Origin of the sequence: Pseudoroseicyclus sp. CXY001, assembly GCF_041714655.1 — a bacterium.
Classification (GTDB): Bacteria; Pseudomonadota; Alphaproteobacteria; order Rhodobacterales; family Rhodobacteraceae; genus Pseudoroseicyclus_A.
Genome location: NZ_CP168219.1, coordinates 2,449,087 through 2,470,965, shown reverse-complemented (window position 1 = coordinate 2,470,965; position 21,879 = coordinate 2,449,087). Strand labels below are relative to the sequence as shown.

Here is a 21,879-nt window from a genome sequence, read left to right as displayed (position 1 = left end):
CGGCTCAGCTCGGGCGGAAGAGCCCGTCGAGCCGGGCGAGGATGTCGCTGCGCACCTCCTGCCGCTCGATCAGCAGCTCGTGCATCGCGCCCGGATAGGTCACGAGCTCGGCCCCCGGCCAGCTCTTCACCCGCGCCGCGATGTCGCCGGGATGCACGATCGCCTCGTCACCGCCGAGGAAGGTGATCGACGGCACCTTCGGCGCCGGCGCCGACTGGATGCGCTTCATCTCGCGCAGAGCCTGGCCGAGCCAGTGGAGCGACGGCCCGCCGAGCGCGAGGTCGGGATGGGCGACGAGCTGGCGGGTCAGCCGCTCGTATTGCGCGCGGTCGGTGGTCAGGACGTTGTCCTCCACCGCCACCCGCAGCGCATAGGCCTGCGCCTTCTGCGTCGGTGCGAAGAGGGCGGAGAAGCCCAGAGGTCCCGCGATGCTCGACAGGCCCCAGGCCACGGGCCGCAGCGCCGCCGCCATCTGGATGCCCCACATCGGCGCCGTGAAGGCCGCCGCGGCGATGTCGTGCCGCTCCTCGAGCGCGCGGAAGCCGATGCCGCCGCCCATGGAATGGCCGAGGATATAGAGCGGCTTCGCCAGCCGCTCGGCCTCCACATGGGCGATCATCGCCCGGACATCGTGCTGGTAGTCGCTGATCCGGCCCACATGGCCGAGGTCGCGGTTGGGATGCATCCGCTCGGCGATGCCCTGGCCGCGCCAGTCGATGACCACGACCGACAGGCCCATGGCGAGGAAATCCCCAACCACGTTGCCGTACTTCTCGATATATTCCGTCCGGCCCGGCATCAGGAGGAGCGTGCCCCGCTCCCCCTCCGCCCGCCAGCTTGCCACGCGGATCTTCAGCCCGTCGGCCGCCGTCATCCAGTGACAGGTCCAGCCTTCGGGGGCGTCGGCCACATCCGCGTAGAACGGGGCCCGGATCGGGGTCATGTCAAGCAAGGGCACCTGCCAGTTTCATCGCCATGCCCATGTCGCCGTCCACGGCCAGCTTGCCGGACATGAAGGCGGCGGTGGGGTTTTCGCTGCCATCGAGAATCGCCTCGAAGGTCTCGGCCGAGGCCGAAAGAGTGACATCGGCCTCGCCATCCTCGGCGCGGGCGCCGGCATCATCGACGAGGATCGTGCCCTCGTCCTCGATGACGAATTTCGCCGTGCCGCCGAGGCTGCTGCCGCCGAGTTTCTCGTTCAGGGCGATCACTGCCTTGTCCACCACGTCGCTCATGTCTCTTCCCTTCCATCATTCGTGATGGCCCGGGCGCTTGCCCGCGCCCCGGCCTTGGGTACACTCGAAGATATGGAAGCCTCGTTCACGTCGATCAAACGTATCCTTGCGTCGTTTGCCCTTGCAGTCGGGTTTTCCTTACCCGCTGCCGCCGCCCATGCCGACCGGCTGGAGGATCTCTTCGGCGCGCTCCGCGAGGCGCCGGAGGGGCAGTCGGTCAGGATCGTCGGCGAGATCGTGAACGAATGGTCGAAATCCGGCTCCGCCACCGTCGACCTCCTTCTCCAGCGGGGCCGCGACGCGATGGAGGAGGGCGATGCCGAGGGCGCCGTCGACCATCTGACCGCCGCCATCGACTGGGCGCCGGACTTCGCCGAGGCCTATCACGCCCGGGCGGAGGCCTACTACTATCTGGGCATGATCGGCCCCGGCCTCGCCGATCTGGAGCGGACGCTGGCGCTCAACCCAGACCAGTTCATCGCCATGCGCGGGTTTGCCATCATCCTCGAAGAGCTCGAACGCCCCGAAGAGGCGCTCGAGGTCTATCGCGTTGTGCTGGAGTATTATCCGGGTGATGCTGTCAGCCAGGACTCGGTAGAGCGGCTCGAGACCGAGCTGCTCGGCCAAAGCCTCTGACAGGCCGGCACCGCCGGCCGGCAAGCAGGGAAGACATCACCTCGCCATGACCGCGCCGCTCAACAGGCAGGGCCGCCTCGCCGCCGTGCTGGGGCCGACCAACACCGGCAAGACGCATTACGCCATCGAGCGGATGCTCGCCCACAAGTCCGGCATCATCGGCCTGCCGCTGCGGCTTCTTGCCCGCGAGGTCTATGACCGCATCGTCGCCGTCCGCGGCCCCGGCGTCGTGGCGCTGGTGACGGGGGAGGAACGGATCGTGCCGCCGCGCACCGCCTATTGGGTCTGCACGGTCGAGGCGATGCCCGAGGGGATGGGCGCCGATTTCCTCGCCATCGACGAGATCCAGCTCTGCGCCGATCCCGAGCGCGGCCATGTCTTCACCGACCGGCTGCTGCATGCGCGGGGCCGGCACGAGACGCTCTTCCTCGGCTCCGCCACCATGCGCCCCGCCGTGCAGGCGCTGGTGCCGGGGGTGGAGATCCTCTCGCGCGACCGCTTCTCGACGCTGAGCTACACCGGCGTGAAGAAGCTGAGCCGCATGCCGGCCCGCGCCGCCATCGTCGGCTTCTCGGTCGACAACGTCTATGCCATCGCCGAGCTCCTCCGCCGGGTGCGGGGCGGGGCGGCGGTGGTCATGGGCGCGCTCTCCCCCCGGACGCGCAACGCGCAGGTGGAGATGTACCAGAACGGCGACGTGGATTACCTCGTCGCCACCGATGCCATCGGCATGGGGCTCAATCTCGACATCTCGCACGTTGCCTTCTCCGGCCTCACCAAGTTCGACGGGCAGCGGATGCGCCCCCTCGCCGCCGACGAGCTCGCCCAGATCGCCGGCCGCGCCGGCCGGCACGAGCGGCCCGGCACCTTCGGCACCACCGGCGAGGCGCCGCCGCTCGACCCCGAGGTGGTGGAGGCCGTCGAGGAGCATCGCTTCGCCCCCGTCCGCCGCCTCATGTGGCGGAACACCGCGCTCGACTTCGGCTCCCCCGGCCGGCTGATCCAGCGGCTGGAGGAGCGGACGGAGAACCCCTGGCTCTCCCGCGTCCGCGAATCCGATGATCTGGCGGCCCTGAAGGCCATGGCCGCCGAGCCTGACATCGCCGGGCGCGCCACGACGGGGCCCGACGTGCGGCTGCTCTGGGACGTCTGCCGCATCCCCGATTTCCGCGGCATATCGCGCGGGGAACATGCGACCCTCCTCGGGCGTATCTACAGGGACCTGCACGACCACGGGCGCATCAATGTGCCTTGGTTTGCCGAGCAGGTGCACCGCATCGACCGGACGGACGGCGACATCGACACGCTCTCGAAGCGGCTCGCCTATGTCCGCACATGGACCTATGTCGCCCAGCGCAACGGCTGGCTGGACGACGAAAGCCATTGGCGGGGGGAGACCCGCGCGGTAGAAGACCGACTGTCGGATGCGCTTCACAGCGCCCTGACTCAAGCATTTGTCGACCGGCGGACGAGCGTCCTCGCCCGGCGGCTGAAGGAGAAGGATAGTCTCGTGGCGGAGGTGACCGAGAGCGGCGAAGTGACCGTCGAGGGAGAATTTGTCGGGCGTCTGGAAGGGTTCCGCTTCCGCGCCGACAAGGCGGCGAATGCCGATGAGCAGAAGACACTGGCCCGCGCCGCGCGCGAGGCACTGGCGCCGCTCTTCAACTTGCGCGCCGACCGCTTCTACAACGCCCCCGACGGCGAGATCGACGTGACCGAGCAGGGGGGCCTCATGTGGGGCTCCGACGCCGTCGGCCGCCTCGCCAAGGGGCCGGAGGCGCTCCGCCCCGAGATCGTGCCCTTCGTCGATGACGAGGCCGGCCCGGATGTCGCCGCCAAGGTGCAGCGGCGCCTGCAGCATTTTATCGACCGCAAGATCGCCGCCGCCTTCGAGCCGCTCGTCGCGCTCCAGAAGGACGAGGCGCTGACCGGCCTCGCCAAGGGCTTCGCCTATCAGCTGGTGGAGGCCTTCGGGGTCATCCCCCGCGCCAAGGTGGCCGACGATGTGAAATCGCTCGACCAGGACTCGCGCGGCGCGCTCCGCAAGCATGGCGTGCGCTTCGGGCAATACACGATCTTCCTGCCTGCGTTGTTGAAGCCGGCGCCGACGCGCCTTCGCCTCGTGCTCTGGTCGCTCTGGAACGGGCTCGATCATTTCCCCTCCGCCCCGCCGCCGGGGCTGGTGACCATCCCCGCCGAGGAGGGGCCCGAGGGGCAGGATGCCATGCAGGGCTACCGCCGCGCCGGCGAGCGGGCGATCCGCATCGACATGGCCGAGCGGCTGGCCGACCTGTTGAGGGACAAGGACAGCCGCGGCGGCTTCGAGGCCAATCCCGACATGCTGTCGATCACCGGCCTGACGCTGGAGCAGTTCGCCGGCCTGATGGAGGGCCTCGGCTACAAGGCCGAGAAGGGCGAGCGCGCCAAGGTGAAACCCGAGGCGGCCGCGCCAGCGGCCGAAGAGGCGGCCCCGGCCGAGAGCGCCGCCCCGACCGAGAGCGCCGACGGCGCGAGCGAGGCCGAGGCGACCCCCGAGGCGGCGGAGCCGCCGGCGGCCGAGCCAGATGCGGGCGTCGCAGGCGCCAGCGAGGTCGAGGCGACGCCGGAGGCGGCGGAAGAGCCTTCCGAGGAGCAGCCCGCCCCGGAGGCCGCAAAGGCGGAGCCGGACGAGGCGCTGGCCGAAGAGGCCGTCGCGGAGCCCGCTGCCGAGCCCGAGCTCGAGACCTTCTACACCTTCACCTGGGTTGGCCGCCGCCAGCAGGCCGGCGGCAAGTCCCGCCGCGAAGGCGGGCGTGACGCGGCCCGTGAGGGCGCGCGCGAGGGCGGTCGCCCGCAGGGCAAGCCCCGCGGCGCCGGCCCGAAGGGCCAGGGCGGCAAGCGCCCGAAGAAGGGCGGCAACGACGAGCGCGGCCCCAAGACCGCCTCCGCCCGCCCGCCCAAGCGCGAGCAGAAGATCGACCCCGACAATCCCTTCGCCGCGGCCCTCGCGGGCTTCAAGCCGAAGTGAGCGCCGCTCTGCGGAGCCGCGTTTGACCGCTCCGGGCTCGACGAGCCCGCGCGAGACCATCCGGCTCGACAAGTGGCTCTGGCAGGCGCGGTTCTTCAAGACCCGCGCCCTCGCCGCCAGCCTCGCCTCCGCCGGCCGCATCCGCGTCAACGGCCAGCGGACCGACAAACCGGCGCGCGCCGTGGGGGCCGGGGACGTGCTCACCTTTCCCCAGGCGGGCAATATCCGCGTGATCCGCGTCCTCGCCTGCGGCGAGCGGCGCGGCCCGGCGAGCGAGGCGGCGGCGCTCTATGAGGACCTCGAAACCCCTCCGCCCGCCGGTGCTTGAATCTCCGCAACGGGCGTTCTAACTGAGGCGGGCGCTCACCAGCCCGACCCGCTTCCAAGCTGACCCGAAAGCCCGCATGACCTATATCGTCAACGACAGCTGCATCGCCTGCAAATACACCGACTGCGTCGAGGTATGCCCGGTCGACTGCTTCTACGAAGGCGAGAACATGCTCGTCATCCATCCCGACGAATGCATCGACTGCGGCGTCTGCGAGCCGGAATGCCCGGCCGACGCGATCCGCCCCGATACCGAGCCGGACATGGAGAAATGGGTCGAGTTCAACCGCAAGTATGCGGAGATGTGGCCGGTCATCGTCACCAAGAAGGACCCGCTGCCCGGCGCCGAAGAGATGGACGGCAAGCCCGGCAAGATGGAGCTCTTCTCCGAATCCGCCGGCGAGGGCGGCTGATTCGCGCCTCCGGCCCCGTCGCCCGGGCCGGATTCTGACGCCCTGACAATCGCTTAGCGCGATCTGCTTCCATATATGGCAGTTTTGTGCTATGATGCTGCAAATGCTGCTGCTGGAAAGCTGATCCCGCTGATGGCCCATCAACCCGACGGTACCTTCGAGGGTCCCGCCGGGTTTCGTCGTCAAGGGGGTGTGTCGGCTGCCGCTCCGGCCGGAAAGGACATCATGACCAAGAAGAAGAATGAATTCCGCCCCAACGACTTCGTCGTCTATCCGGCGCATGGCGTCGGCAAGATCGTCTCCATCGAGGAGCAGGAGGTCGCCGGCTTCAAGCTGGAGCTCTTCGTGATCTCCTTCGAGAAGGACAAGATGACGCTCCGCGTGCCGACGCAGAAGGCCACCGAGGCCGGGCTGCGCGCCCTGTCCTCGCCGGACGTCGTCGCCCATGCGATGAAGACGCTGAAGGGCAAGGCCAAGGTCAAGAAGGCCATGTGGTCGCGCCGGGCGCAGGAATATGAACAGAAGATCAATTCCGGCGACCTCATCGCCATCGCCGAGGTCGTCCGCGACCTGCACCGCGCCGATGACCAGCGCGAGCAGAGCTATTCCGAGCGGCAGCTTTACGAGGCGGCACTCGAGCGGCTGACCCGCGAGATCGCGGCCGCCCTCGGCAATGACGAGACGCAGGCCGCCCGCGAGATCGACCAGGTGCTCGTCGGGCGCGCTGCCGCCTGAGCTACCTGAGCTTCGCCCTTCAGGGCCATGAGAAGCCGCGCCTTTCCGGGCGCGGCTTCTTCGCGTCTTGACCATATTTTCGCCGGGCGCTCTATCCCTTGGCAAGGGGGCGCCCATGCCGACATACAGCGAAGCAAGCATCAATCTCTATTCGACGGATCTGCCCCGGGCGCTGGCCTTCTATCAGCGTTTCGGCTTCGAAGAGACGTTCCGCACGCCCAGGCACGGCGCGCCCGTGCATGTGGAATTGCGGCTCGAGGGCTTCACCATCGGCATCGCCACGGTCGAGGTGGCGCGGGAAGATCACGGGCTGAACCCGATGGGCGAGGGCCGCTGGATCGAGATCATCCTCTGGACGGACGATGTCGACGGCGCCATGGCGGCGGCGGAGGCCGCGGGCGCGCCGGTGATCTCGGCGGCGCATGAATTCCTGGGCGGGCGGCTGAAGGCGGGCTGGATCGCCGACCCCGACGGCAACCCCGTCCAGTTCGTCCAGCGCCTGAAGGTCGAGGACTAGAGCGCCCGCCAGCCGATATCGCGGCGGCAGAAGCCCTCCGGCCAGTCGATGGCATCGACCATCGCATAGGCAGCCCTTTGCGCCTCGGCGAGGGTCGCGCCCCGCGCCGTGACGCCGAGGACCCGCCCTCCATCGGCGAGGATCTTGCCCCCCTCCGCCTTGGTCCCGGCATGGAAGACGACCTGCGTCGAGCTCTCCGGCAGCGCCTCCAGCCCCCTGATCTCGCTGCCTTTCTCGTAGGCGCCTGGGTAGCCCTCCGCCGCCATCACCACCGTCAGCGCGTGATCGGAGGCGAAGCTGGGGGAGACCTCGCCGAGCCGCCCTTCGGCGGCGGCCTGGATCAGGTCCAGCGCCTGGGCGCCGAGGCGCATCATCAGCACCTGGGTCTCCGGGTCGCCGAAGCGGCAATTGTATTCCACGAGCCGGGCCCGCCCGTCCTCGATCATCAGCCCGACATAGAGCACTCCCTGATAGGGCGTGCCGCGGCGGACCATCTCGGCCATCGTCGGGCGCACGATCTGGGCCATCACGTCGGCCTGCAGCGCCTCCGTCAGGATCGGCGCCGGCGCATAGGCGCCCATGCCGCCGGTATTGGGCCCCTCGTCGCCGTCATAGGCGCGCTTGTGGTCCTGCGCGGTGCCGATGGGCAGGCAGACCTCGCCGTCAACGAGGACGAAGAAGCTCGCCTCCTCCCCCGTCATGAACTCCTCGATCACCACCTCGGCGCCGGCGCCGCCATGGGCGCCGCCGAAGCAGTCTTCGAGGGCGGCGTGTGCGGTGGCGATATCCATCGCCACGGTCACGCCCTTCCCGGCGGCGAGCCCGTCGGCCTTGATGACGATGGGGGCGCCGGCCGCGTCCACATGTGTCTTCGCGGCGTCGAGCTCGCTGAACCGTGCCCAAGCCGCCGTCGGGGCACCGGCCGCGTCGCAGATCGCTTTTGTGAAAGATTTTGACGCTTCGAGCTCCGCTGCGGCCTGCGACGGTCCGAAAACGGAAAGTCCGGCATTGCGGCAGGCATCGGCCACCCCGGCCTCGAGGGGGGCTTCGGGGCCGATGATGACGAGATCGACGGCATTGTCGGCCGCAAAGGCGGCCACCGCGTCGCCGTCGAGGATGTCGAGCGCCGGGCATTCGGCGATGGCCGCGATGCCGGCATTGCCCGGCGCCACGATCAGCCGGTCGCATTTGGGGTTCTGCTGCACCGCCCAGGCCAGCGCATGTTCGCGCCCGCCCGAGCCCAGAATGAGGATGTTCATCGGCCGCCCTTTCGATCTCCTGCCGCTCCTCTAGGGGCCACGGGATCGTGAGGCAAGGGAAGGGCCCGTTTGCCCGATCCGATGGAACACCAGGAGGGGGGAGGCCGTTGGTCCGTCAAATCCGAAACGAAACCGAAAGGAGGCTCACATGCCAACTCTCGAAGGAAAAACCGTCGCGATCCTCGCCACCCATGGCTACGAGCAGTCCGAGTTGGAGGTGCCCCTTCAGAAGCTGAAGGATGCCGGCGCCGAGGTCCATGTCGTCTCGCCCGAATCCGGCGAGATCAAGGGCTGGAAGGGCAAGGACTGGGGGCAGCCGGTCAAGGTCGACCGGGTGCTCTCGGAGGTCTCGCCCGCCGAATACAGCGCCCTGGTGCTGCCGGGCGGCGTGATCAACCCCGACATCCTGCGCGCCAATGACGAGGCGGTCGCCTTCGTCAAGGCGATATTCGAAGCGAAGAAGCCCATCGGCGCAATCTGCCACGGGCCCTGGCTGCTGGTGGAGGCGGACGTCCTCAAGGGCCGCAAGGTGACCTCGTTCAAGTCGATCAAGACCGACGTCGTCAACGCCGGCGGGCTTTGGGAAGACAGCGAGGTCGTCTGCGACCAGGCGATCGTCACCTCGCGCAGCCCCGACGACCTCGACGCCTTCTGCGCCAAGATGGTCGAAGAGATCGCCGAGGGCCGCCACGAGAAGCGCGCCGCCTGACCGGCGCCCCCTCGCGAACAGTCCTGCAAAGCGGGCGGTCCCCATCCCGGGGGCCGCCCGTTTCTCTTGCGGGCGCCCGCCCGCCGGGCGACAAGACCCCATGGACCTCTTCGAAGACGACGGCCCCGGCCCCACCCCGGGCAATGCCCATGACTACACGGTCGGCGAGATCACCGGCGCGGTGAAGCGCGTGATCGAGGGCGAGTTCGGCCGCGTGCGCGTGCGCGGCGAGGTCGGCCGCGTCACCCATGCCCGCTCGGGGCATCTCTATTTCGACCTCAAGGACGAGCGCTCCGTCCTCTCGGCGGTGAGCTGGAAGGGCCAGGCGGCCCGGCTCGCGCATATGCCGGAGGAGGGGATGGAGGTCATCGCCACCGGCAAGCTCACCACCTTCGGGCCGCAATCGCGCTACCAGCTCACGGTGGACGACCTCGTGCCTGCCGGCGCCGGCGCCCTGATGGCGATGCTGGAGAAGCGCCGGAAGGCGCTGGAGGCGGAGGGGCTCTTCGCCCCCGCCCGCAAGCGCCCGCTGCCCTATCTGCCGGAGGTCATCGGCGTCATCACCTCGCCGACCGGCGCCGTGATCCGCGACATCCTCCACCGTCTGCACGACCGCTTCCCGCGCCATGTGCTCCTCTGGCCCGTCGTGGTGCAGGGCGCCGCCTCGGCGCCGGAGGTGGTGAGGGCCATCGAGGGATTCAACGCGCTGCAGCCCGGCGGGCCGATCCCCCGGCCCGACGTGCTGATCGTCGCCCGGGGCGGCGGCTCCGTCGAAGACCTCTGGGGTTTCAACGAGGAGGCGGTGGTGCGGGCCGCGGCGGCCTCCGCCATCCCGCTCATCTCCGCCGTCGGCCACGAGACCGACGTGACGCTCATCGACCACGCCGCCGACCGCCGCGCGCCGACGCCGACGGCTGCCGCCGAGATGGCGGTTCCGGTCCGGGCGGACCTGCAGCGCGCCGTGGGCCAGCTCGGCCAGAGGTTCGCGGGCGCGACGGAGGGCGCGGTGATGCGCCGCCGCCAGCGGCTCGCCGACCTCTCCCGCGCCCTGCCGCGGCCCGAGGCGCTGCTGGCGACGCCCCGCCAGCGGCTCGACATCGCCGGTGACCGGCTGCCCGGCGCACTCACCCGCGTCGTCGACCGGCGCCGGCTGGCGCTCGCCCGGGTGCCGCTGTCGCCGAGCCTCCTCGCCCGCGCCCGCGAGGGCGCCGCCGGTCGGCTGGAGCGGGTGGCGGCGCGGCTCGGCCCCGGCCTCAGAGACGTCGTCCGCGCCCGCCGCCATCGGCTCGAGCGGCTGCAGCTCGCGGCCGCGCCCCTCGAGCGGCAGCTCTCGGACGGGCGCGCCCGGCTCCTGCGCGCCGCCGAGCGGCTCGATGGCGCCGAAGGGCGGCTGGCCGAGCGGCGAAGCGAGCGGCTCGCCGGGGCCGGGCGGCTCCTCGAGACGCTGAGCTACAAGGCGACGCTGGCGCGCGGCTATGCGGTTGTGCGGGACGGGGCCGGGGAGGGGGCGCGGGTCGTCACCTCCGCCACCGAGGCCGCCGCCGCCGCGCATCTGGAAATCGAATTCGCCGATGGCCGATTCACACCGGAGGGGGGTGCGGGGGGCGCCTCGGGCGGCAGCCCGCGCGCGAAGCCGGAGCCGCCCAAGCCTGCGAAGGCGTCGAAACCGCCCGAGCAGGGCAGCCTCTTCTGAGCGCTCAGACCCCGTAGCCGGGGCAGATGAGCGGCGCCTCGCTGACGGAATAGACCATGCCGGTCGCGCCCTCGCCGGTGAAGCGCGCCGTCAGCCCGCCGCCGGACAGCTCAAACTGCCAGCACTGCTCGTCGTCGAAGTCCGGGTAGAAGAAGCAGATGTCCTCGCCCCTGGGATACCATTCGCCCTCGACGCATTCATCGCCGACGAAGGCCCAGAGCACCCGGCGGCCTTCGGTATAGCGCTCCACCCCATAGGGCTCGCCGCCCGAGGCATAGCCGAAGGTCTTGCCGGTGACATACGCCTCGAACTCCTCGGCGCTCATGGGCTCCGCGGTGGCGGGGCCGGCGACGAGAAGGGCGAGGAGGGCAGGGCAGAGGGCATGGCGCAACATGCCCCCGACCTTGCCGCGTCCCGCGCCGGGGCGAAAGCCCCCGCCCGCTCAAGACACCGTGTCAGGTGACCCGTTTCAAGTCACCGTGCGCGCGATCCAGAGCCCGGCGGTGGCGGCGCCGGCGGTCAGCAGCGTCCCCCAGGCCAGATCGGCCGCCAGCATCGAGACATGCCAGCGGGCCATGACGGCGTAGCTGGTGAACTCGTAGGTCCCATAGGCGAAGAAGCCCATGAGCGCGGCGGTCAGGGCCACCTGCGGCAGGGGCGTGCCATCGCGGAAGGCCGGCCAAGTGACGATCCAGCTGAGGATTCCGACATAGGCGAGATAGAAGAGCAGCGCCGGCACGGCACGGATGCTCTCGCGGAGCTGGTCGCCGAGATGCCGCTCGAACAGCGGCTTGAGCACGAAGCTCAGCATCAGCGCGTCAGCGATGAGGAAGATCAGCGCTGTGGCGCCGTAGAGGACGAAGGCGGTCATGGATCGGGTCTCCCTTTCGGAGGAAGACGCAGGGCGCGCCCTCCTGGATCACTCGCGATCCGCCCCGCCTTCCGGGCTCCCCCTTCAGCTGGCCGGAAATATGCCGGAGGTGTGGAGGCAGCGCCTCCACCCGGCCCGGAACGGGCCGGCCCTCTCCCGCCTCCCGACCCCTTTCCCTGACTGGCCCGACGCACTAGGTCGGAGGGTAGAAAAGAAAGGCCCCGCCGATGTCGTTCTTCCGAAAGCTGAAAGACAGGCTCCTGTCGTCTTCCTCGAAACTCGAGTCCGGCATCGATGCGCTGGTCGGCGAGGGGGAGGAGGCTGCGCCTGTCGATGCCGCCGCCCCCGTGCCCGAGGTCCCCGAGACGCCGCGCCCGCCGGAGGCGCCCGAGCCCCCGGTTCAGGAGCCGCCCGAAGTCCCCCCGCCATCCGTGCCCGAGCCGCCGGAGACGCCTCAACCGCCGGTGCCCGAGCCCCCGGAGACCCCGCAGCCGCCGCTCCCCGAGCCGCCGGATACGCCCGACGTGCCGGAGGTCCCCGAGGTGCCCGAGCCCCCGGGGCCCGATGTGCCTGAGATGCCCGAGCCAACGCCCGGCCCGGACGTGCCCGAGATGCCGCAACCCACCCCCGGCCCGGATGTGCCCCAGGCGCCGCCGCCCGGCGCGCCCGCCGCGCCGGTCTCCCCCCGGGGGGCCGGCCCCGATGCCGACGAGCCGATGGTCGACGACCCGGCGGATGTAGCCCTCGCGCCGGAGCCCGCGCCCTCAACTGAGCCCGCCGCCGACCCCGCCCCCCGGGGCGGCATCGTCTCGCGCATGTTCCGCCGGGGACCGGCCGTCGAGGCGCCGCGCCGGCTGATGGATGACGCGATGCTGGAGGAGCTCGAGGAGCTGCTCATCGCCTCCGACATGGGCGTCGAGACCTCGATGCGCGTCTCCGCCAACATCGCCGAGGGCCGCATGGGCCGCCGCCTGACCTCGGCGGAGATCAAGGGCGCGCTCGCCGGCGAGATCTCCCGCATCATGGATCCGGTCGCCCGGCCGCTGCCGCTTTACCCGTCCAAGCCCCAGGTGGTTCTGGTGGTGGGCGTCAACGGCTCGGGCAAGACGACGACGATCGGCAAGCTGGCGAGCCAGTTCCGCGGTGCCGGCAAGAAGGTGGTGATTGCCGCGGGCGACACGTTCCGCGCGGCGGCGGTGGAGCAGCTGCAAGTCTGGGGCGAGCGCGCGGGCGTGCCGGTGATGACCGCGCCGCAGGGGAGCGACCCGGCTTCGCTGGCCTTCGACGCAATGACGAAGGCGCAGGAAGATGGCGCGGACCTTCTGCTAATCGACACGGCTGGGCGGCTGCAGAACCGGCAGGACCTCATGGAGGAGCTGGCGAAGATCGTCCGCGTCATCCGCAAGAAGGACCCGGACGCGCCGCATAACACCCTTCTGGTGCTGGACGCGACGACGGGCCAGAACGCGCTGACGCAGGTGGAGATCTTCCGCAAGATCGCCGATGTCTCCGGCCTGGTGATGACCAAGCTCGACGGCACGGCCCGGGGCGGCGTCCTCGTGGCCCTCGCCGACCGCTTCGGCCTGCCGATCCACGCCATCGGCGTCGGCGAGCAGATCGACGACCTCGCCCCCTTCGACCCCGAGGAATTCGCGGCCGCCCTTGTGGGCACGGAGCTGGCGCCGGCCTGAGGCGGGGCTCGGCCCGCCCTGCGCGGCAGCGGTTGGCCCGGTTGCCAGCGAGGCGGTGGGTTACAAACCCACCCTACGCCTGGTCACACCTGATGAACTGAGCCCCCGCCCGGTGCGCGCCGAAGGCGCAGGGCGAGCGCCGGCCCGTCTCGCGGGTCGGCGCTCCGAGAGGGCGCGCATCGCTGGCAGGTCAGGATGCGCGGCACCATAAAGCGCTCCGCTCCGCCGTCGGCGCGCCACCCCCCGGGCCGGCGCCCGCCCTGCGCGGCGCCGTTGCGCCCGGTTGAAGGGGGGGGCGGTGGGTTACAAACCCACCCTACGGGCGTTTTGACGCTCACCCTGCACGGGGCCGTGGTCCAACCTCAGGGCAACCAGCCCCGTCGCCGGCGCCTCTCTTGCCATTCCCCGCGCCTCGGGCGAGAGGGAGCGGATGGGAGAGTGGTTCGCTTCACTGGCAGGGACGGCGGCGGGGGCGCAGCTCGCGACGCTTCTCGCGCTCACCTCGGCCATCGCCCATGCGGTCTTCGGGGCGCTCCAGAAGGGCGCGCATGACCCCTGGCTGTCGCGGGGCTCCATCGACGCGTCGCTGGCCCTCATCTCGGCCCCCGTGGCGCTCTTCCTCGTGCCCTGGCCCGATGCGACGATGTGGGCGATCCTCGCCGGGGCGCTGGTCATCCACTTCGTCTACAAGCTCGCCATGGCGCTCGCCTATGAGCGGGCAGCCTATTCCTTCGTCTATCCGGTGGTCCGCGGCTCCGGCCCGGTGGTGACCGTCGCCGCCGCCTCGATCATCTTCCATGAGCATTTCACCCTGGTCCAATGGGGCGGCGTCGCGCTCCTCTCCGGCGGCATCCTGATGCTGGCGATCCGCAACCTCTCGGAGGTGTCGCTCGACCCGCGCGCCATGCGGATGGGGCTCGTCTTCGCGCTCTGGGGCGGGGTGATGGTGGCCATCTACACGACCTACGACGCCTGGGGCATCCGCTCCGGCGCCTCGCCGATGACCTTCCTCGCCTGGTTCTTCTTCATCACCGCGCTCGACTTTCCCTTCATCGCCGCCTTCCGCTACCGGCGGATGGCCGCGCCGCCGCGCCTGCCGCCGCTGGCGCTCCGCGGGCTCATCGGCGCCTTCATCGCCTGGATCAGCTTCGGCGGCGTCATGCTCGCCACCTATCTCGACAAGGTGGGGGAGGCGGCCGTCCTCCGCGAGACCTCGACGGTCTTCGCGGGGCTCATCGGATGGTTCATCCTCGGCGAGGGGGTGGGGCCGCGGCGCCTCTTCCTCATGGCTGTGATCGCGGCGGGGGCTGTCATCGTCGAATTCGGAGGCTAGATAGCAGGCATGACCGACAGCACCGCCCCCCGCAAAGTCCCCGCCTGGCTGAAGATCGGCCTCGATTTCGGGCCGATCCTGCTCTTCTTCCTCGCCTACGGGCGGCTGAAGGACCGTGTGTTCGAGATCGGCGGCACGGAATACCAGGGCTTCATCGTCGTCACGGCGCTCTTCGTGCCGCTCCTGCTCCTGTGCACCGGGATCCTGTGGTGGCTGACGGGCAAGCTCTCGAAGATGCAGGTCGTCACCGCGGTGCTCGTCGTCGTCTTCGGCTCGCTCTCCGTCTGGTTCAACGACGAGCGCTTCTTCAAGATGAAGCCGACGATCATCTACGTGATCTTCGGCGCGGCGCTCGCCATCGGGCTGATGCGCGGGCAGAGCTACCTGCAGGGGTTGATGGGCGAGGCCATGCCGCTGCGCCGCGAGGGCTGGATGGTGCTGACGAAGCGCATCATGTGGTTCTTCTTTGCGCTGGCGCTGGCGAACGAGATCGTCTGGCGGCTCTTCTCGACGGAATTCTGGGTGAGCTTCAAGACCTTCGGGCTGACGGCGGCGCTCTTCCTGTTCTTCATGACGCAGGGCCGGCTCCTCGAGCGCTACGGCGTGGAGGAGGAGGACGGCTCCGCCTGAGCCCGCCTTCCTCGCTCGCGAGCCTGCCCGGCAGGGCGGGCCGAGCCCCTCACACCGACCGCCGGAACCCCCACCTGACCGCCGGCAGCCGCCACCGCCGGCTGGCGGAGAGCCGCGCCGCCAGCACGGGCAGGGGCGTCGCCTCGGGCGTCAGCAGGATGTCGCGGTAGAAGCGCCAGATGCCGGGCCGCAGGTAGCTCGACCAATGGCAGATCCGCGCCCGCGCCGGCGCGAGCCGGTACCCCAGCTCCGGCAGGCGCTGGGCCGGCACGTCGAGCCAGCGCGCCGCATCGGCGAGGGCCAGCCCGCCGCCCAGCGTCGCGCCGTGATGCGGCAGCGCGAGGCGCAGGAGCAGGTCGAAGACGAAGTTCTGCGGCGAGACGACGTTCACGATCTCCGCCCCCGCGCCGCCCGGGCTGGCCAGCGCCCGCCGCGCCTCGCCCCGGAAGGCCGCGGCGGAGAGGAGGAGGACGCGGGCCACCGCCCCGGGCGCCGAGCGCGTCAGCGCCGACAGCGCCACCCGCGCGCCGAGGCTGTGGCCGAGGAGATGCACGGGCCGGCCCGGTGCCGCCACCCGCAGCCGGGCGATCAGCTCTGCCAGCGCCGCCCCGGCCCGCCCGGCCTCGGCGTGGGCGTGAAAGAGCGTGCCCCGCGCCTCCCAGCCGAAGGCGATGGCGAGGCCGCGATTGCCGGCGAGGCCGAGATGGCGCGGCCAGGAGATCGCCTTCCAGTCGCCCAGCGACGGCGAGAGGGCGAGGATATGCCGGTGCGGATCATGCGCCGGATCGGCGGGGGAGAAGCGGTAGCCGTGGATCATCACCACGATAGGGGCGCCGGGGGCGAGCCAGGCCAGCGCTCCGGCGATGGTGGCACCGGAGGGGAGGTCATTCGCATCTGCCCGCAGCAATGCCATGCCAAACCCACAAGATATGGTGCCCCCATTGAAGGAAGACTACGACAACGGCGTTAAGGACAGGTGACGTGCGGGTGACGTTGCACATCAAGGTTACGCGTACGGCAACCTGGCGCGGCGCCCCGGCTGCGAGCTCTCGCCTCGGTGGAGAGTGCGGGATTTTCGGGGCTCTGCCCCGGACCCCGGGATTTCCGGGAGCAAAGACGAGGGGGCCTCTCCGCGAAGCCCCACCCGGCGGGTCTTGACCGACGGGGCGCCCGGGCGTAGGGCTGACCTCGTGGCGATTTGTTACCGGATTGCGGGCCACGTAAAACATGCCGCTAAAGAGGTCTGACGGGTCGCTGGCCCCGATACCTTTGCCGGTGTCGGGGTTTTTCATTGGGGCGAGGGCCCCGAAGGAGGCGACACGATGACCCAAGACCATTCCCCCCGCGCGCTTTCGCGCCGCACCCGCGCCGTCCACAGCGGCACCCGCCGCAGCCAGTACGGCGAGGTGAGCGAGGCGATCTTCCTGACGCAGGGCTTCGTCTATGACGATGCCGCCCAAGCGGAGCAGCGCTTCATCAAGACCGGCGACGACGAGTTCATCTACGCGCGCTACGGCAATCCGACCGTCCGCATGTTCGAGGAGCGAATCGCCGCGCTCGAGGGGGCGGAGGATGCCTTCGCCACCGCCTCCGGCATGGCCGCCGTCAACGGCGCGCTCGTCTCGATGCTGAAGGCCGGCGACCGCGTGGTGGCGAGCCGGGCGCTCTTCGGCTCGTGCCTCTACATTCTGCAGGAGATCCTGCCGCGCTTCGGCGTCGAGGTCGCCTTCGTCGACGGCACGAAGCTGGACGAGTGGCGCGCGGCGGTGACGCCCGACACCAAGGCGGTGTTCTTCGAGAGCGTCTCGAACCCGACGCTCGACCTCATCGACGTGGCGGCGGTCTGCGAGATCGCCCATGCCGAGGGCGCGCTGGTGATCGCCGACAATGTCTTCGCGACGCCGGTCTATTCCAAGGCCATCGAGCAGGGCGTCGACGTGGTGGTCTATTCCGCCACCAAGCATATCGACGGGCAGGGCAGGGTGCTCGGCGGAGTGATCCTCGGCACGCGCGAGTTCATCCGCAAGGTGGCCGAGCCCTATCTCAAGCACACCGGCGCGGCGCTCTCGCCCTTCTCGGCCTGGCTCCTCCTCAAGGGGCTCGAGACGATGGAGCTGCGCGTGCGCGCCCAGACGGCCGGTGCTCAGGAGATCGCCGAAGCGCTGGTGGAGGACGGGCGGCTGCCGAAGGTCATCTACCCCGGCCTCAAGGCCCATCCCCAGCACGCGCTGGCGATGCGGCAGATGGGCGCGGGCGGCACGGTGCTGGCCTTCGACCTCGGCTCCAAGGAGGCGGCCTTCCGCTTTCTCGATGCGCTGGAGATCATCGTCATCTCGAACAATCTCGGCGACGCCAAGTCGATCGTCACCCATCCGGCAACGACGACGCATCAGCGTCTGTCCGAGGAGCTGCGCGCCGAGCTCGGCATCACCCCCGGCCTCGTGCGGCTGTCCATCGGCCTGGAAGCGCCGGAGGACCTTCTCGCCGACATCGCGGCGGCGCTCGACGTGGCGCTGGAGCCGGCGGAGGTTTGAGTCGCGGCCTTCGAGGCCCTACATAGGGCCTCGGGGGTGGCCCCCGACCGTTGGAGGCTGACATGAACGTCGACACGAAGCTCGCCGAATCCGGTGTCGGGGCCGACGGCGCGCCCGGCCCGGCCCGGGCGGAGGCCGAAGCCGCGCTGGCCGTCCTTCGCGCCTGGGCCCATGCCGCGCTGCCCGAAGAGGTCGCAGACCTCGATCCGGCGATCTCGCGTCTCATCGCCGACCCCACACTGGGCAATTACCCGGCGCTCGCCCGGGCCTATCCCGAGGAGTTCGAGGCCGATACCGATTACCTCGCCACGCTCCCCGACCTGCAGAACGGCCCCGAAAGCCTCATCCGCGGCGCCCGCGCGCCGATCCAGCATGTGGGCATCTCCAACTTCCGCCTGCCGGTGCGCTTCCGCACCAAGGGCGGGGGCGAGCTGACGCTGGAAACTTCGGTGACGGGCACGGTCAGCCTCGATGCCAACCGCAAGGGCATCAACATGAGCCGCATCATGCGCAGCTTTTATGCCCATGCGGAGGAGACCTTCAGCTTCGACGTGATCGCCCGGGCGCTCGACGCCTACAAGGACGATCACGACACGTTCGACGCCCGCATCCAGATGCGCTTTTCCTACCCCGAGAAGGTGCGCTCCCTGCGCTCCGGCCTCGCCGGCTTTCAATATTACGACATCGCGCTCGAGCTGGTGGAGCAGGGCGGCCAGCGCAAGCGCATCATGCATCTCGACTACGTCTATTCCTCCACCTGCCCCTGCTCGCTGGAGCTCTCCGAACATGCCCGCGCCTCGCGCGGCCAGCTCGCGACGCCGCATTCGCAGCGCTCCGTGGCGCGCATCTCGGTGGAGGCGCGCGACGCCGGCGACCGGCTCTGGTTCGAGGAGCTGATCGCCATGGCCCGCCGCGCCGTGCCGACGGAGACGCAGGTGATGGTCAAGCGCGAGGACGAGCAGGCCTTTGCCGAGCTCAACGCCGCCAATCCGATCTTCGTGGAAGACGCGGTGCGCCTCTTCGCGGCCGAACTGAAGGACGAGCCCCGCATCGGCGACTTCCGCGTGGTGGCGAGCCATCAGGAGAGCCTCCACAGCCACGATGCCGTCTCCATCCTGACGGAGGGCCCCACCTTCGCCGCCGAAAGCTTAGACCCGAAACTCTTCGGCACGCTGCATCACGCCGGCTGAGCGCTGCCCCCGCCCCAAGCTCCTCCGATGCCCCTTCATCTGGCCGGAAATATGCCGGGGGTGTGGGGGCAGGGCCCCCCCCCGGCCCAAAGGGCCGGCCCCCCTCACGCCGCTCGTTGACATCGCCCGCGGCCCGCGCCAACGCTGCAGTCCATGCTCGATCTGCGCCCCGTCGGATATGTCATCGGCCTCCTTGTCGCGGTGCTCGGGCTCACGATGTTCGGCCCCTTCGTCGCCGATGTGCTCGCCGGCAACGGCCATTGGCCGACCTTCCTCGAAAGCGGTGTCGTCACGCTTCTGACCGGGGGCATGATGGCGCTGGCCTCGTCCAACGGCGTCAAGGAGGGGCTGACGCTCCGGCAGACCTTCCTCATGTCCGCCGGCGTCTGGCTGGCGCTGCCCGCCTTCGGCTCGCTCCCATTCATAATCGGCCTGCCGGGGATGAACGTGACCGACGCCTTCTTCGAGAGCATGTCGGGCCTCACCACCACCGGGGCCACGGTCCTCTCCGGGATCGAGGATCTGCCCGAGGGCATCAAGCTCTGGCGGGGGATCCTGCAATGGATCGGCGGCATCGGCATCATCGTCTTCGCCATGGTCTTCCTGCCTGAGCTCAAGGTCGGGGGGATGCAGGTCTTCCGCTCGGAAGCCTTCGACACGATGGGCAAGATCCTGCCCCGCGCCGCCGAGATCGCCCAGTCGATCTCGGTCATCTATGTCGCGCTGACGCTGGCCTGCGCGCTCGCCTACATGGCCTGCGGCATGGTGCCCTTCGATGCGGTCGTCCATGCGATGACGACGCTCTCGACCGGCGGCTTCGCCAATTCCGACGCCTCCTTCTCGGCCTATGGCGCCGGGGCGCATTACGTCTCGGCGCTCTTCATGATCCTCGCGGCGCTGCCCTTCGTGCGCTACGTGCAGATGATCAACGGCCAGGCCCTGCCGCTTTTCAAGGATGCGCAGGTCCGCGGTTTTCTGACCGTGATCCTCGTCTGCGTGATCTTCGTGACGCTGGCGCTCTTCCGCTTCGTGCACGGCTTCGAGGAGCAGGCCTTCCGAGAGGCGCTCTTCAACGTCGTCTCCATCATGTCGGGCACGGGCTATGCCTCGGCCGATTACATGACCTGGGGCAGCTTCTGCGTGACGCTGTTCTTCTTCATCGGCCTCATCGGCGGTTGCGCCGGATCGACAGCCTGCTCTGTGAAGATCTTCCGCTACCAGATCCTCATGGCCTCCATCGGCGCGCAGATCCGCAAGATCTACTCGCCCCACGGTGTCTTCGTGCCGCGTTTCGACGGGCGGCCGGTAAGCGAGGACGTTCTCAACTCCGTCATGGCCTTCTTCGTGGCCTTCATCATCTCGGTCGGCATCGTCTCGGTCTGCCTGTCGCTGACGGGGCTCGATTTCATCACCTCGGTCTCGGGCGCCGCGACGGCGCTGGCGAATATCGGCCCCGGGCTCGGCAGCGAGATCGGGCCGGCGGGGAATTTCGGCGGGCTGAACGACGTGGCGAAGTGGATCCTCTCCTTCGCCATGTGGTTCGGGCGGCTCGAGATGCTCGTCGTGATGGCGGTCTTCACCGTGCGGATGTGGCGCGACTAGCCGGGGAGGGGCTCGGGGGTTGCACCCGGCGCGGCGGAGGCAGAGGCTGAGGCGACAGCCAACAGCGAGACCCTCCCATGCCCATCCGCAACCGATTTGCCGAACTTCTGCCCGAGATCACCGCCTGGCGGCGCGACCTGCACGAGAATCCCGAGATCCTCTACGAGACGCACCGCACCTCCGCCATCGTCGCCGAGAAGCTGAAGGCCTTCGGCTGCGACGAGGTGGTGACGGGCCTCGGCCGGACCGGAGTCGTCGCGCTCATCAAGGGGCGCGGCGAGGGGCGCACCATCGGGCTTCGCGCCGACATGGATGCCCTGCCGATCACGGAAGAGACGGGCCTGCCCCATGCCTCGAAGACCCCCGGCGCCATGCATGCCTGCGGCCATGACGGCCATACGGCGATGCTGCTCGGCGCGGCCAAGTATCTGGCCGAGACGCGGAACTTCGCCGGCACCGTCGCCGTGATCTTCCAGCCGGCAGAGGAGGGCGGCGGCGGCGGCCGCGAGATGTGCGAGGACGGCATGATGGAGCGCTTCGGCATCGACGAGGTCTACGGCATGCACAACTGGCCGGGCGCGCCGGTCGGCAGCTTCGCGATCCGCCCCGGCGGCTTCTTCGCCTCGACCGACCAGTTCGAGATCGAGATGGTGGGCCGCGGCGGCCATGCCGCCAAGCCGCACGAGAGCGTCGATCCGACGGTCATGGCGGCGCAGCTCGTTCTGGCGATGCAGACCATCGTCAGCCGCAATGCCGACCCGGTGAAGCAGATCGTCGTCTCGGTGACGAGCTTCATCACCTCCTCCACCGCCTTCAACGTGATCCCGCCGAAGGTGACGCTCCGCGGCACGGTGCGGACGCTGGCGCCCGAGATGCGGGTGCTGGGCGAGGAGCGGATCAAGGCGCTGGCGGCGGCGATCGCCACGGGCTTCGGCGGCGAGGCGCGCGTGAAGTGGATCAACGGCTATCCGGTGATGGTCAATGCCGAGACCGAGACGGAATATGCCCGCGAGGCGGCGGCGGCGGTCTCCGGCGATTGCGCCGAGGCCGACCTCGTCATGGGCGGCGAGGATTTCGCCTACATGCTCGAGGAGCGCCCGGGCGCCTATATCCTCGTTGGCAACGGCGACACGGCGATGGTCCACAACCCGGGCTACGATTTCAACGACGAGGCCATCCCGGCCGGTTGCTCCTTCTGGGCGGAGATCGTGGAGCGGCGGCTGCCGCTGGCGGGCTGAGCGGGCCGCGATGTTCGTGGGACGGCGCCCCCGCCCGGTACGCGCCGCAGGCGCAGGGCGAGCGCCGGCCCGTCCCGCGGGCTGGCGCTCTGGCGGGGCTGGGCGTGAGCTCCGGGCGGGGGATTGGTTGCACCATAAAGTGCCATGCGGCACCGACAGGAGCGCCAACCCCCGGGCCGGCGCTTGCCCTGCGCGGATAGGTCAGGGCTCGGTGGTGAGGGAGGACGGTGGGTTGAAAACCCATCCTACGCGTGCCCGC

Annotated in this window: 21 protein-coding genes and 1 riboswitch; of the genes, 15 read left to right on the top strand and 6 right to left on the bottom strand. The window is 69.9% G+C overall.

The genetic code is table 11. The annotated features are described in order from the left end of the window. Positions 1-4 precede the first annotated feature (4 nt). Together ACAZ03_RS12020 and ACAZ03_RS12015 are read right to left on the bottom strand one after the other, a co-directional pair. Positions 5-943 carry an alpha/beta fold hydrolase gene (locus ACAZ03_RS12020; RefSeq protein WP_373353879.1) on the bottom strand — a complete coding sequence of 313 codons (939 nt, stop codon included), beginning with the start codon at positions 941-943 and terminating at the stop codon, positions 5-7. 1 nt (position 944) lies between these two features. Further along, positions 945-1,235, bottom strand: a complete 291-nt coding sequence (locus tag ACAZ03_RS12015; protein WP_373353878.1) for an SCP2 sterol-binding domain-containing protein — start codon at positions 1,233-1,235, stop codon at positions 945-947. A gap of 72 nt (positions 1,236-1,307) precedes the next feature. On the opposite strand from ACAZ03_RS12015, the gene ACAZ03_RS12010 reads away from it, so the two are divergent. From ACAZ03_RS12010 to ACAZ03_RS11985, 6 genes are all read left to right on the top strand, one after another. Beyond that, positions 1,308-1,871 carry a hypothetical protein gene (locus tag ACAZ03_RS12010; protein ID WP_373353877.1) on the top strand — a complete coding sequence of 188 codons (564 nt, stop codon included), beginning with the start codon at positions 1,308-1,310 and terminating at the stop codon, positions 1,869-1,871. A 46-nt stretch (positions 1,872-1,917) separates the two neighbouring features. Beyond that, the gene (locus ACAZ03_RS12005) at positions 1,918-4,878 is read left to right on the top strand and encodes a helicase-related protein (RefSeq protein WP_373353875.1); all 2,961 of its coding nucleotides are present in this window, start codon (positions 1,918-1,920) and stop codon (positions 4,876-4,878) included. A 22-nt stretch (positions 4,879-4,900) separates the two neighbouring features. Then, a complete protein-coding gene (locus ACAZ03_RS12000) occupies positions 4,901-5,206 on the top strand; it encodes an RNA-binding S4 domain-containing protein (protein ID WP_373353873.1) in 306 nt (101 codons plus the stop codon). Positions 5,207-5,282: 76 nt separating this feature from the next. Further along, positions 5,283-5,618 carry a ferredoxin FdxA gene (fdxA, locus tag ACAZ03_RS11995; RefSeq protein WP_373353872.1) on the top strand — a complete coding sequence of 112 codons (336 nt, stop codon included), beginning with the start codon at positions 5,283-5,285 and terminating at the stop codon, positions 5,616-5,618. Between the two features lie 225 nt (positions 5,619-5,843). Beyond that, positions 5,844-6,353 carry a CarD family transcriptional regulator gene (locus tag ACAZ03_RS11990; protein WP_373353870.1) on the top strand — a complete coding sequence of 170 codons (510 nt, stop codon included), beginning with the start codon at positions 5,844-5,846 and terminating at the stop codon, positions 6,351-6,353. A 115-nt stretch (positions 6,354-6,468) separates the two neighbouring features. After that, positions 6,469-6,870 (top strand): VOC family protein, encoded by a 402-nt coding sequence (locus tag ACAZ03_RS11985; protein ID WP_373353868.1) that lies wholly within the window; start codon positions 6,469-6,471, stop codon positions 6,868-6,870. Here the strand turns inward: ACAZ03_RS11985 and purD are convergent. Then, a complete protein-coding gene (purD, locus tag ACAZ03_RS11980; RefSeq protein ID WP_373353866.1) occupies positions 6,867-8,129 on the bottom strand; it encodes a phosphoribosylamine--glycine ligase in 1,263 nt (420 codons plus the stop codon). The genes ACAZ03_RS11985 and purD overlap by 4 nt on opposite strands. A 148-nt stretch (positions 8,130-8,277) precedes the next feature. On the opposite strand from purD, the gene ACAZ03_RS11975 reads away from it, so the two are divergent. Then, on the top strand, positions 8,278-8,838 hold the full coding sequence (locus ACAZ03_RS11975; RefSeq protein ID WP_373353865.1) for a type 1 glutamine amidotransferase domain-containing protein: 561 nt from the start codon (positions 8,278-8,280) through the stop codon (positions 8,836-8,838). Positions 8,839-8,938: 100 nt separating this feature from the next. Further along, the gene (gene xseA, locus ACAZ03_RS11970; protein WP_373353863.1) at positions 8,939-10,531 is read left to right on the top strand and encodes an exodeoxyribonuclease VII large subunit; all 1,593 of its coding nucleotides are present in this window, start codon (positions 8,939-8,941) and stop codon (positions 10,529-10,531) included. A 4-nt stretch (positions 10,532-10,535) separates the two neighbouring features. On the opposite strand, the gene ACAZ03_RS11965 is transcribed toward xseA, so the two are convergent. Together ACAZ03_RS11965 and ACAZ03_RS11960 are read right to left on the bottom strand one after the other, a co-directional pair. After that, the gene (locus ACAZ03_RS11965) at positions 10,536-10,925 is read right to left on the bottom strand and encodes a hypothetical protein (RefSeq protein WP_373353861.1); all 390 of its coding nucleotides are present in this window, start codon (positions 10,923-10,925) and stop codon (positions 10,536-10,538) included. 75 nt (positions 10,926-11,000) lie between these two features. Further along, positions 11,001-11,402 carry a DUF2177 family protein gene (locus ACAZ03_RS11960; protein ID WP_373353859.1) on the bottom strand — a complete coding sequence of 134 codons (402 nt, stop codon included), beginning with the start codon at positions 11,400-11,402 and terminating at the stop codon, positions 11,001-11,003. Between the two features lie 227 nt (positions 11,403-11,629). On the opposite strand from ACAZ03_RS11960, the gene ftsY reads away from it, so the two are divergent. The 3 genes from ftsY to ACAZ03_RS11945 all read left to right on the top strand — a co-directional run bounded on the left by ftsY (position 11,630) and on the right by ACAZ03_RS11945 (position 15,056). Beyond that, positions 11,630-13,093: a signal recognition particle-docking protein FtsY gene (ftsY, locus tag ACAZ03_RS11955; protein ID WP_373353858.1), complete on the top strand. Its 1,464-nt coding sequence runs from the start codon at positions 11,630-11,632 to the stop codon at positions 13,091-13,093. A gap of 430 nt (positions 13,094-13,523) precedes the next feature. After that, a complete protein-coding gene (locus ACAZ03_RS11950) occupies positions 13,524-14,426 on the top strand; it encodes an EamA family transporter (RefSeq protein WP_373353856.1) in 903 nt (300 codons plus the stop codon). 9 nt (positions 14,427-14,435) lie between these two features. Then, positions 14,436-15,056: an inner membrane-spanning protein YciB gene (locus ACAZ03_RS11945; RefSeq protein WP_373353854.1), complete on the top strand. Its 621-nt coding sequence runs from the start codon at positions 14,436-14,438 to the stop codon at positions 15,054-15,056. Between the two features lie 49 nt (positions 15,057-15,105). Here ACAZ03_RS11945 and ACAZ03_RS11940 read toward each other — a convergent pair whose 3' ends face one another. Next, entirely contained in the window at positions 15,106-15,969 is an 864-nt protein-coding gene (locus ACAZ03_RS11940; RefSeq protein WP_373353853.1) for a DUF726 domain-containing protein, read from the bottom strand. Between the two features lie 267 nt (positions 15,970-16,236). Continuing rightward, positions 16,237-16,314, top strand: a riboswitch (SAM riboswitch). 64 nt (positions 16,315-16,378) lie between these two features. Between ACAZ03_RS11940 and metZ the strand changes: the two genes are divergently transcribed. From metZ to ACAZ03_RS11920, 4 genes are all read left to right on the top strand, one after another. Then, positions 16,379-17,590, top strand: coding sequence for an O-succinylhomoserine sulfhydrylase (gene metZ, locus ACAZ03_RS11935; protein ID WP_373353851.1), 1,212 nt, complete (start codon positions 16,379-16,381; stop codon positions 17,588-17,590). 62 nt (positions 17,591-17,652) lie between these two features. Continuing rightward, a complete protein-coding gene (gene folE2 / locus ACAZ03_RS11930) occupies positions 17,653-18,780 on the top strand; it encodes a GTP cyclohydrolase FolE2 (RefSeq protein WP_373353849.1) in 1,128 nt (375 codons plus the stop codon). Positions 18,781-18,933: 153 nt separating this feature from the next. Then, positions 18,934-20,382: a TrkH family potassium uptake protein gene (locus ACAZ03_RS11925; protein WP_373353847.1), complete on the top strand. Its 1,449-nt coding sequence runs from the start codon at positions 18,934-18,936 to the stop codon at positions 20,380-20,382. Between the two features lie 77 nt (positions 20,383-20,459). Continuing rightward, a complete protein-coding gene (locus ACAZ03_RS11920; protein ID WP_373353845.1) occupies positions 20,460-21,620 on the top strand; it encodes a M20 aminoacylase family protein in 1,161 nt (386 codons plus the stop codon). Positions 21,621-21,879 lie beyond the last annotated feature (259 nt).

What these genes read in the sequence shown, in the direction of transcription:
- ACAZ03_RS12020 (WP_373353879.1), bottom strand. Translation starts at nt 943, where the DNA reads ATGACCCCGATCCGGGCCCCGTTCTACGCGGATGTGGCCGACGCCCCC.
- ACAZ03_RS12015 (WP_373353878.1), bottom strand. Translation starts at nt 1,235, where the DNA reads ATGAGCGACGTGGTGGACAAGGCAGTGATCGCCCTGAACGAGAAACTC.
- ACAZ03_RS12010 (WP_373353877.1), top strand. Translation starts at nt 1,308, where the DNA reads ATGGAAGCCTCGTTCACGTCGATCAAACGTATCCTTGCGTCGTTTGCC.
- ACAZ03_RS12005 (WP_373353875.1), top strand. Translation starts at nt 1,918, where the DNA reads ATGACCGCGCCGCTCAACAGGCAGGGCCGCCTCGCCGCCGTGCTGGGG.
- fdxA (WP_373353872.1), top strand. Translation starts at nt 5,283, where the DNA reads ATGACCTATATCGTCAACGACAGCTGCATCGCCTGCAAATACACCGAC.
- ACAZ03_RS11990 (WP_373353870.1), top strand. Translation starts at nt 5,844, where the DNA reads ATGACCAAGAAGAAGAATGAATTCCGCCCCAACGACTTCGTCGTCTAT.
- ACAZ03_RS11985 (WP_373353868.1), top strand. Translation starts at nt 6,469, where the DNA reads ATGCCGACATACAGCGAAGCAAGCATCAATCTCTATTCGACGGATCTG.
- purD (WP_373353866.1), bottom strand. Translation starts at nt 8,129, where the DNA reads ATGAACATCCTCATTCTGGGCTCGGGCGGGCGCGAACATGCGCTGGCC.
- ACAZ03_RS11975 (WP_373353865.1), top strand. Translation starts at nt 8,278, where the DNA reads ATGCCAACTCTCGAAGGAAAAACCGTCGCGATCCTCGCCACCCATGGC.
- xseA (WP_373353863.1), top strand. Translation starts at nt 8,939, where the DNA reads ATGGACCTCTTCGAAGACGACGGCCCCGGCCCCACCCCGGGCAATGCC.
- ACAZ03_RS11965 (WP_373353861.1), bottom strand. Translation starts at nt 10,925, where the DNA reads ATGTTGCGCCATGCCCTCTGCCCTGCCCTCCTCGCCCTTCTCGTCGCC.
- ACAZ03_RS11960 (WP_373353859.1), bottom strand. Translation starts at nt 11,402, where the DNA reads ATGACCGCCTTCGTCCTCTACGGCGCCACAGCGCTGATCTTCCTCATC.
- ftsY (WP_373353858.1), top strand. Translation starts at nt 11,630, where the DNA reads ATGTCGTTCTTCCGAAAGCTGAAAGACAGGCTCCTGTCGTCTTCCTCG.
- ACAZ03_RS11950 (WP_373353856.1), top strand. Translation starts at nt 13,524, where the DNA reads ATGGGAGAGTGGTTCGCTTCACTGGCAGGGACGGCGGCGGGGGCGCAG.
- ACAZ03_RS11945 (WP_373353854.1), top strand. Translation starts at nt 14,436, where the DNA reads ATGACCGACAGCACCGCCCCCCGCAAAGTCCCCGCCTGGCTGAAGATC.
- ACAZ03_RS11940 (WP_373353853.1), bottom strand. Translation starts at nt 15,969, where the DNA reads ATGGCATTGCTGCGGGCAGATGCGAATGACCTCCCCTCCGGTGCCACC.
- metZ (WP_373353851.1), top strand. Translation starts at nt 16,379, where the DNA reads ATGACCCAAGACCATTCCCCCCGCGCGCTTTCGCGCCGCACCCGCGCC.
- folE2 (WP_373353849.1), top strand. Translation starts at nt 17,653, where the DNA reads ATGAACGTCGACACGAAGCTCGCCGAATCCGGTGTCGGGGCCGACGGC.
- ACAZ03_RS11925 (WP_373353847.1), top strand. Translation starts at nt 18,934, where the DNA reads ATGCTCGATCTGCGCCCCGTCGGATATGTCATCGGCCTCCTTGTCGCG.
- ACAZ03_RS11920 (WP_373353845.1), top strand. Translation starts at nt 20,460, where the DNA reads ATGCCCATCCGCAACCGATTTGCCGAACTTCTGCCCGAGATCACCGCC.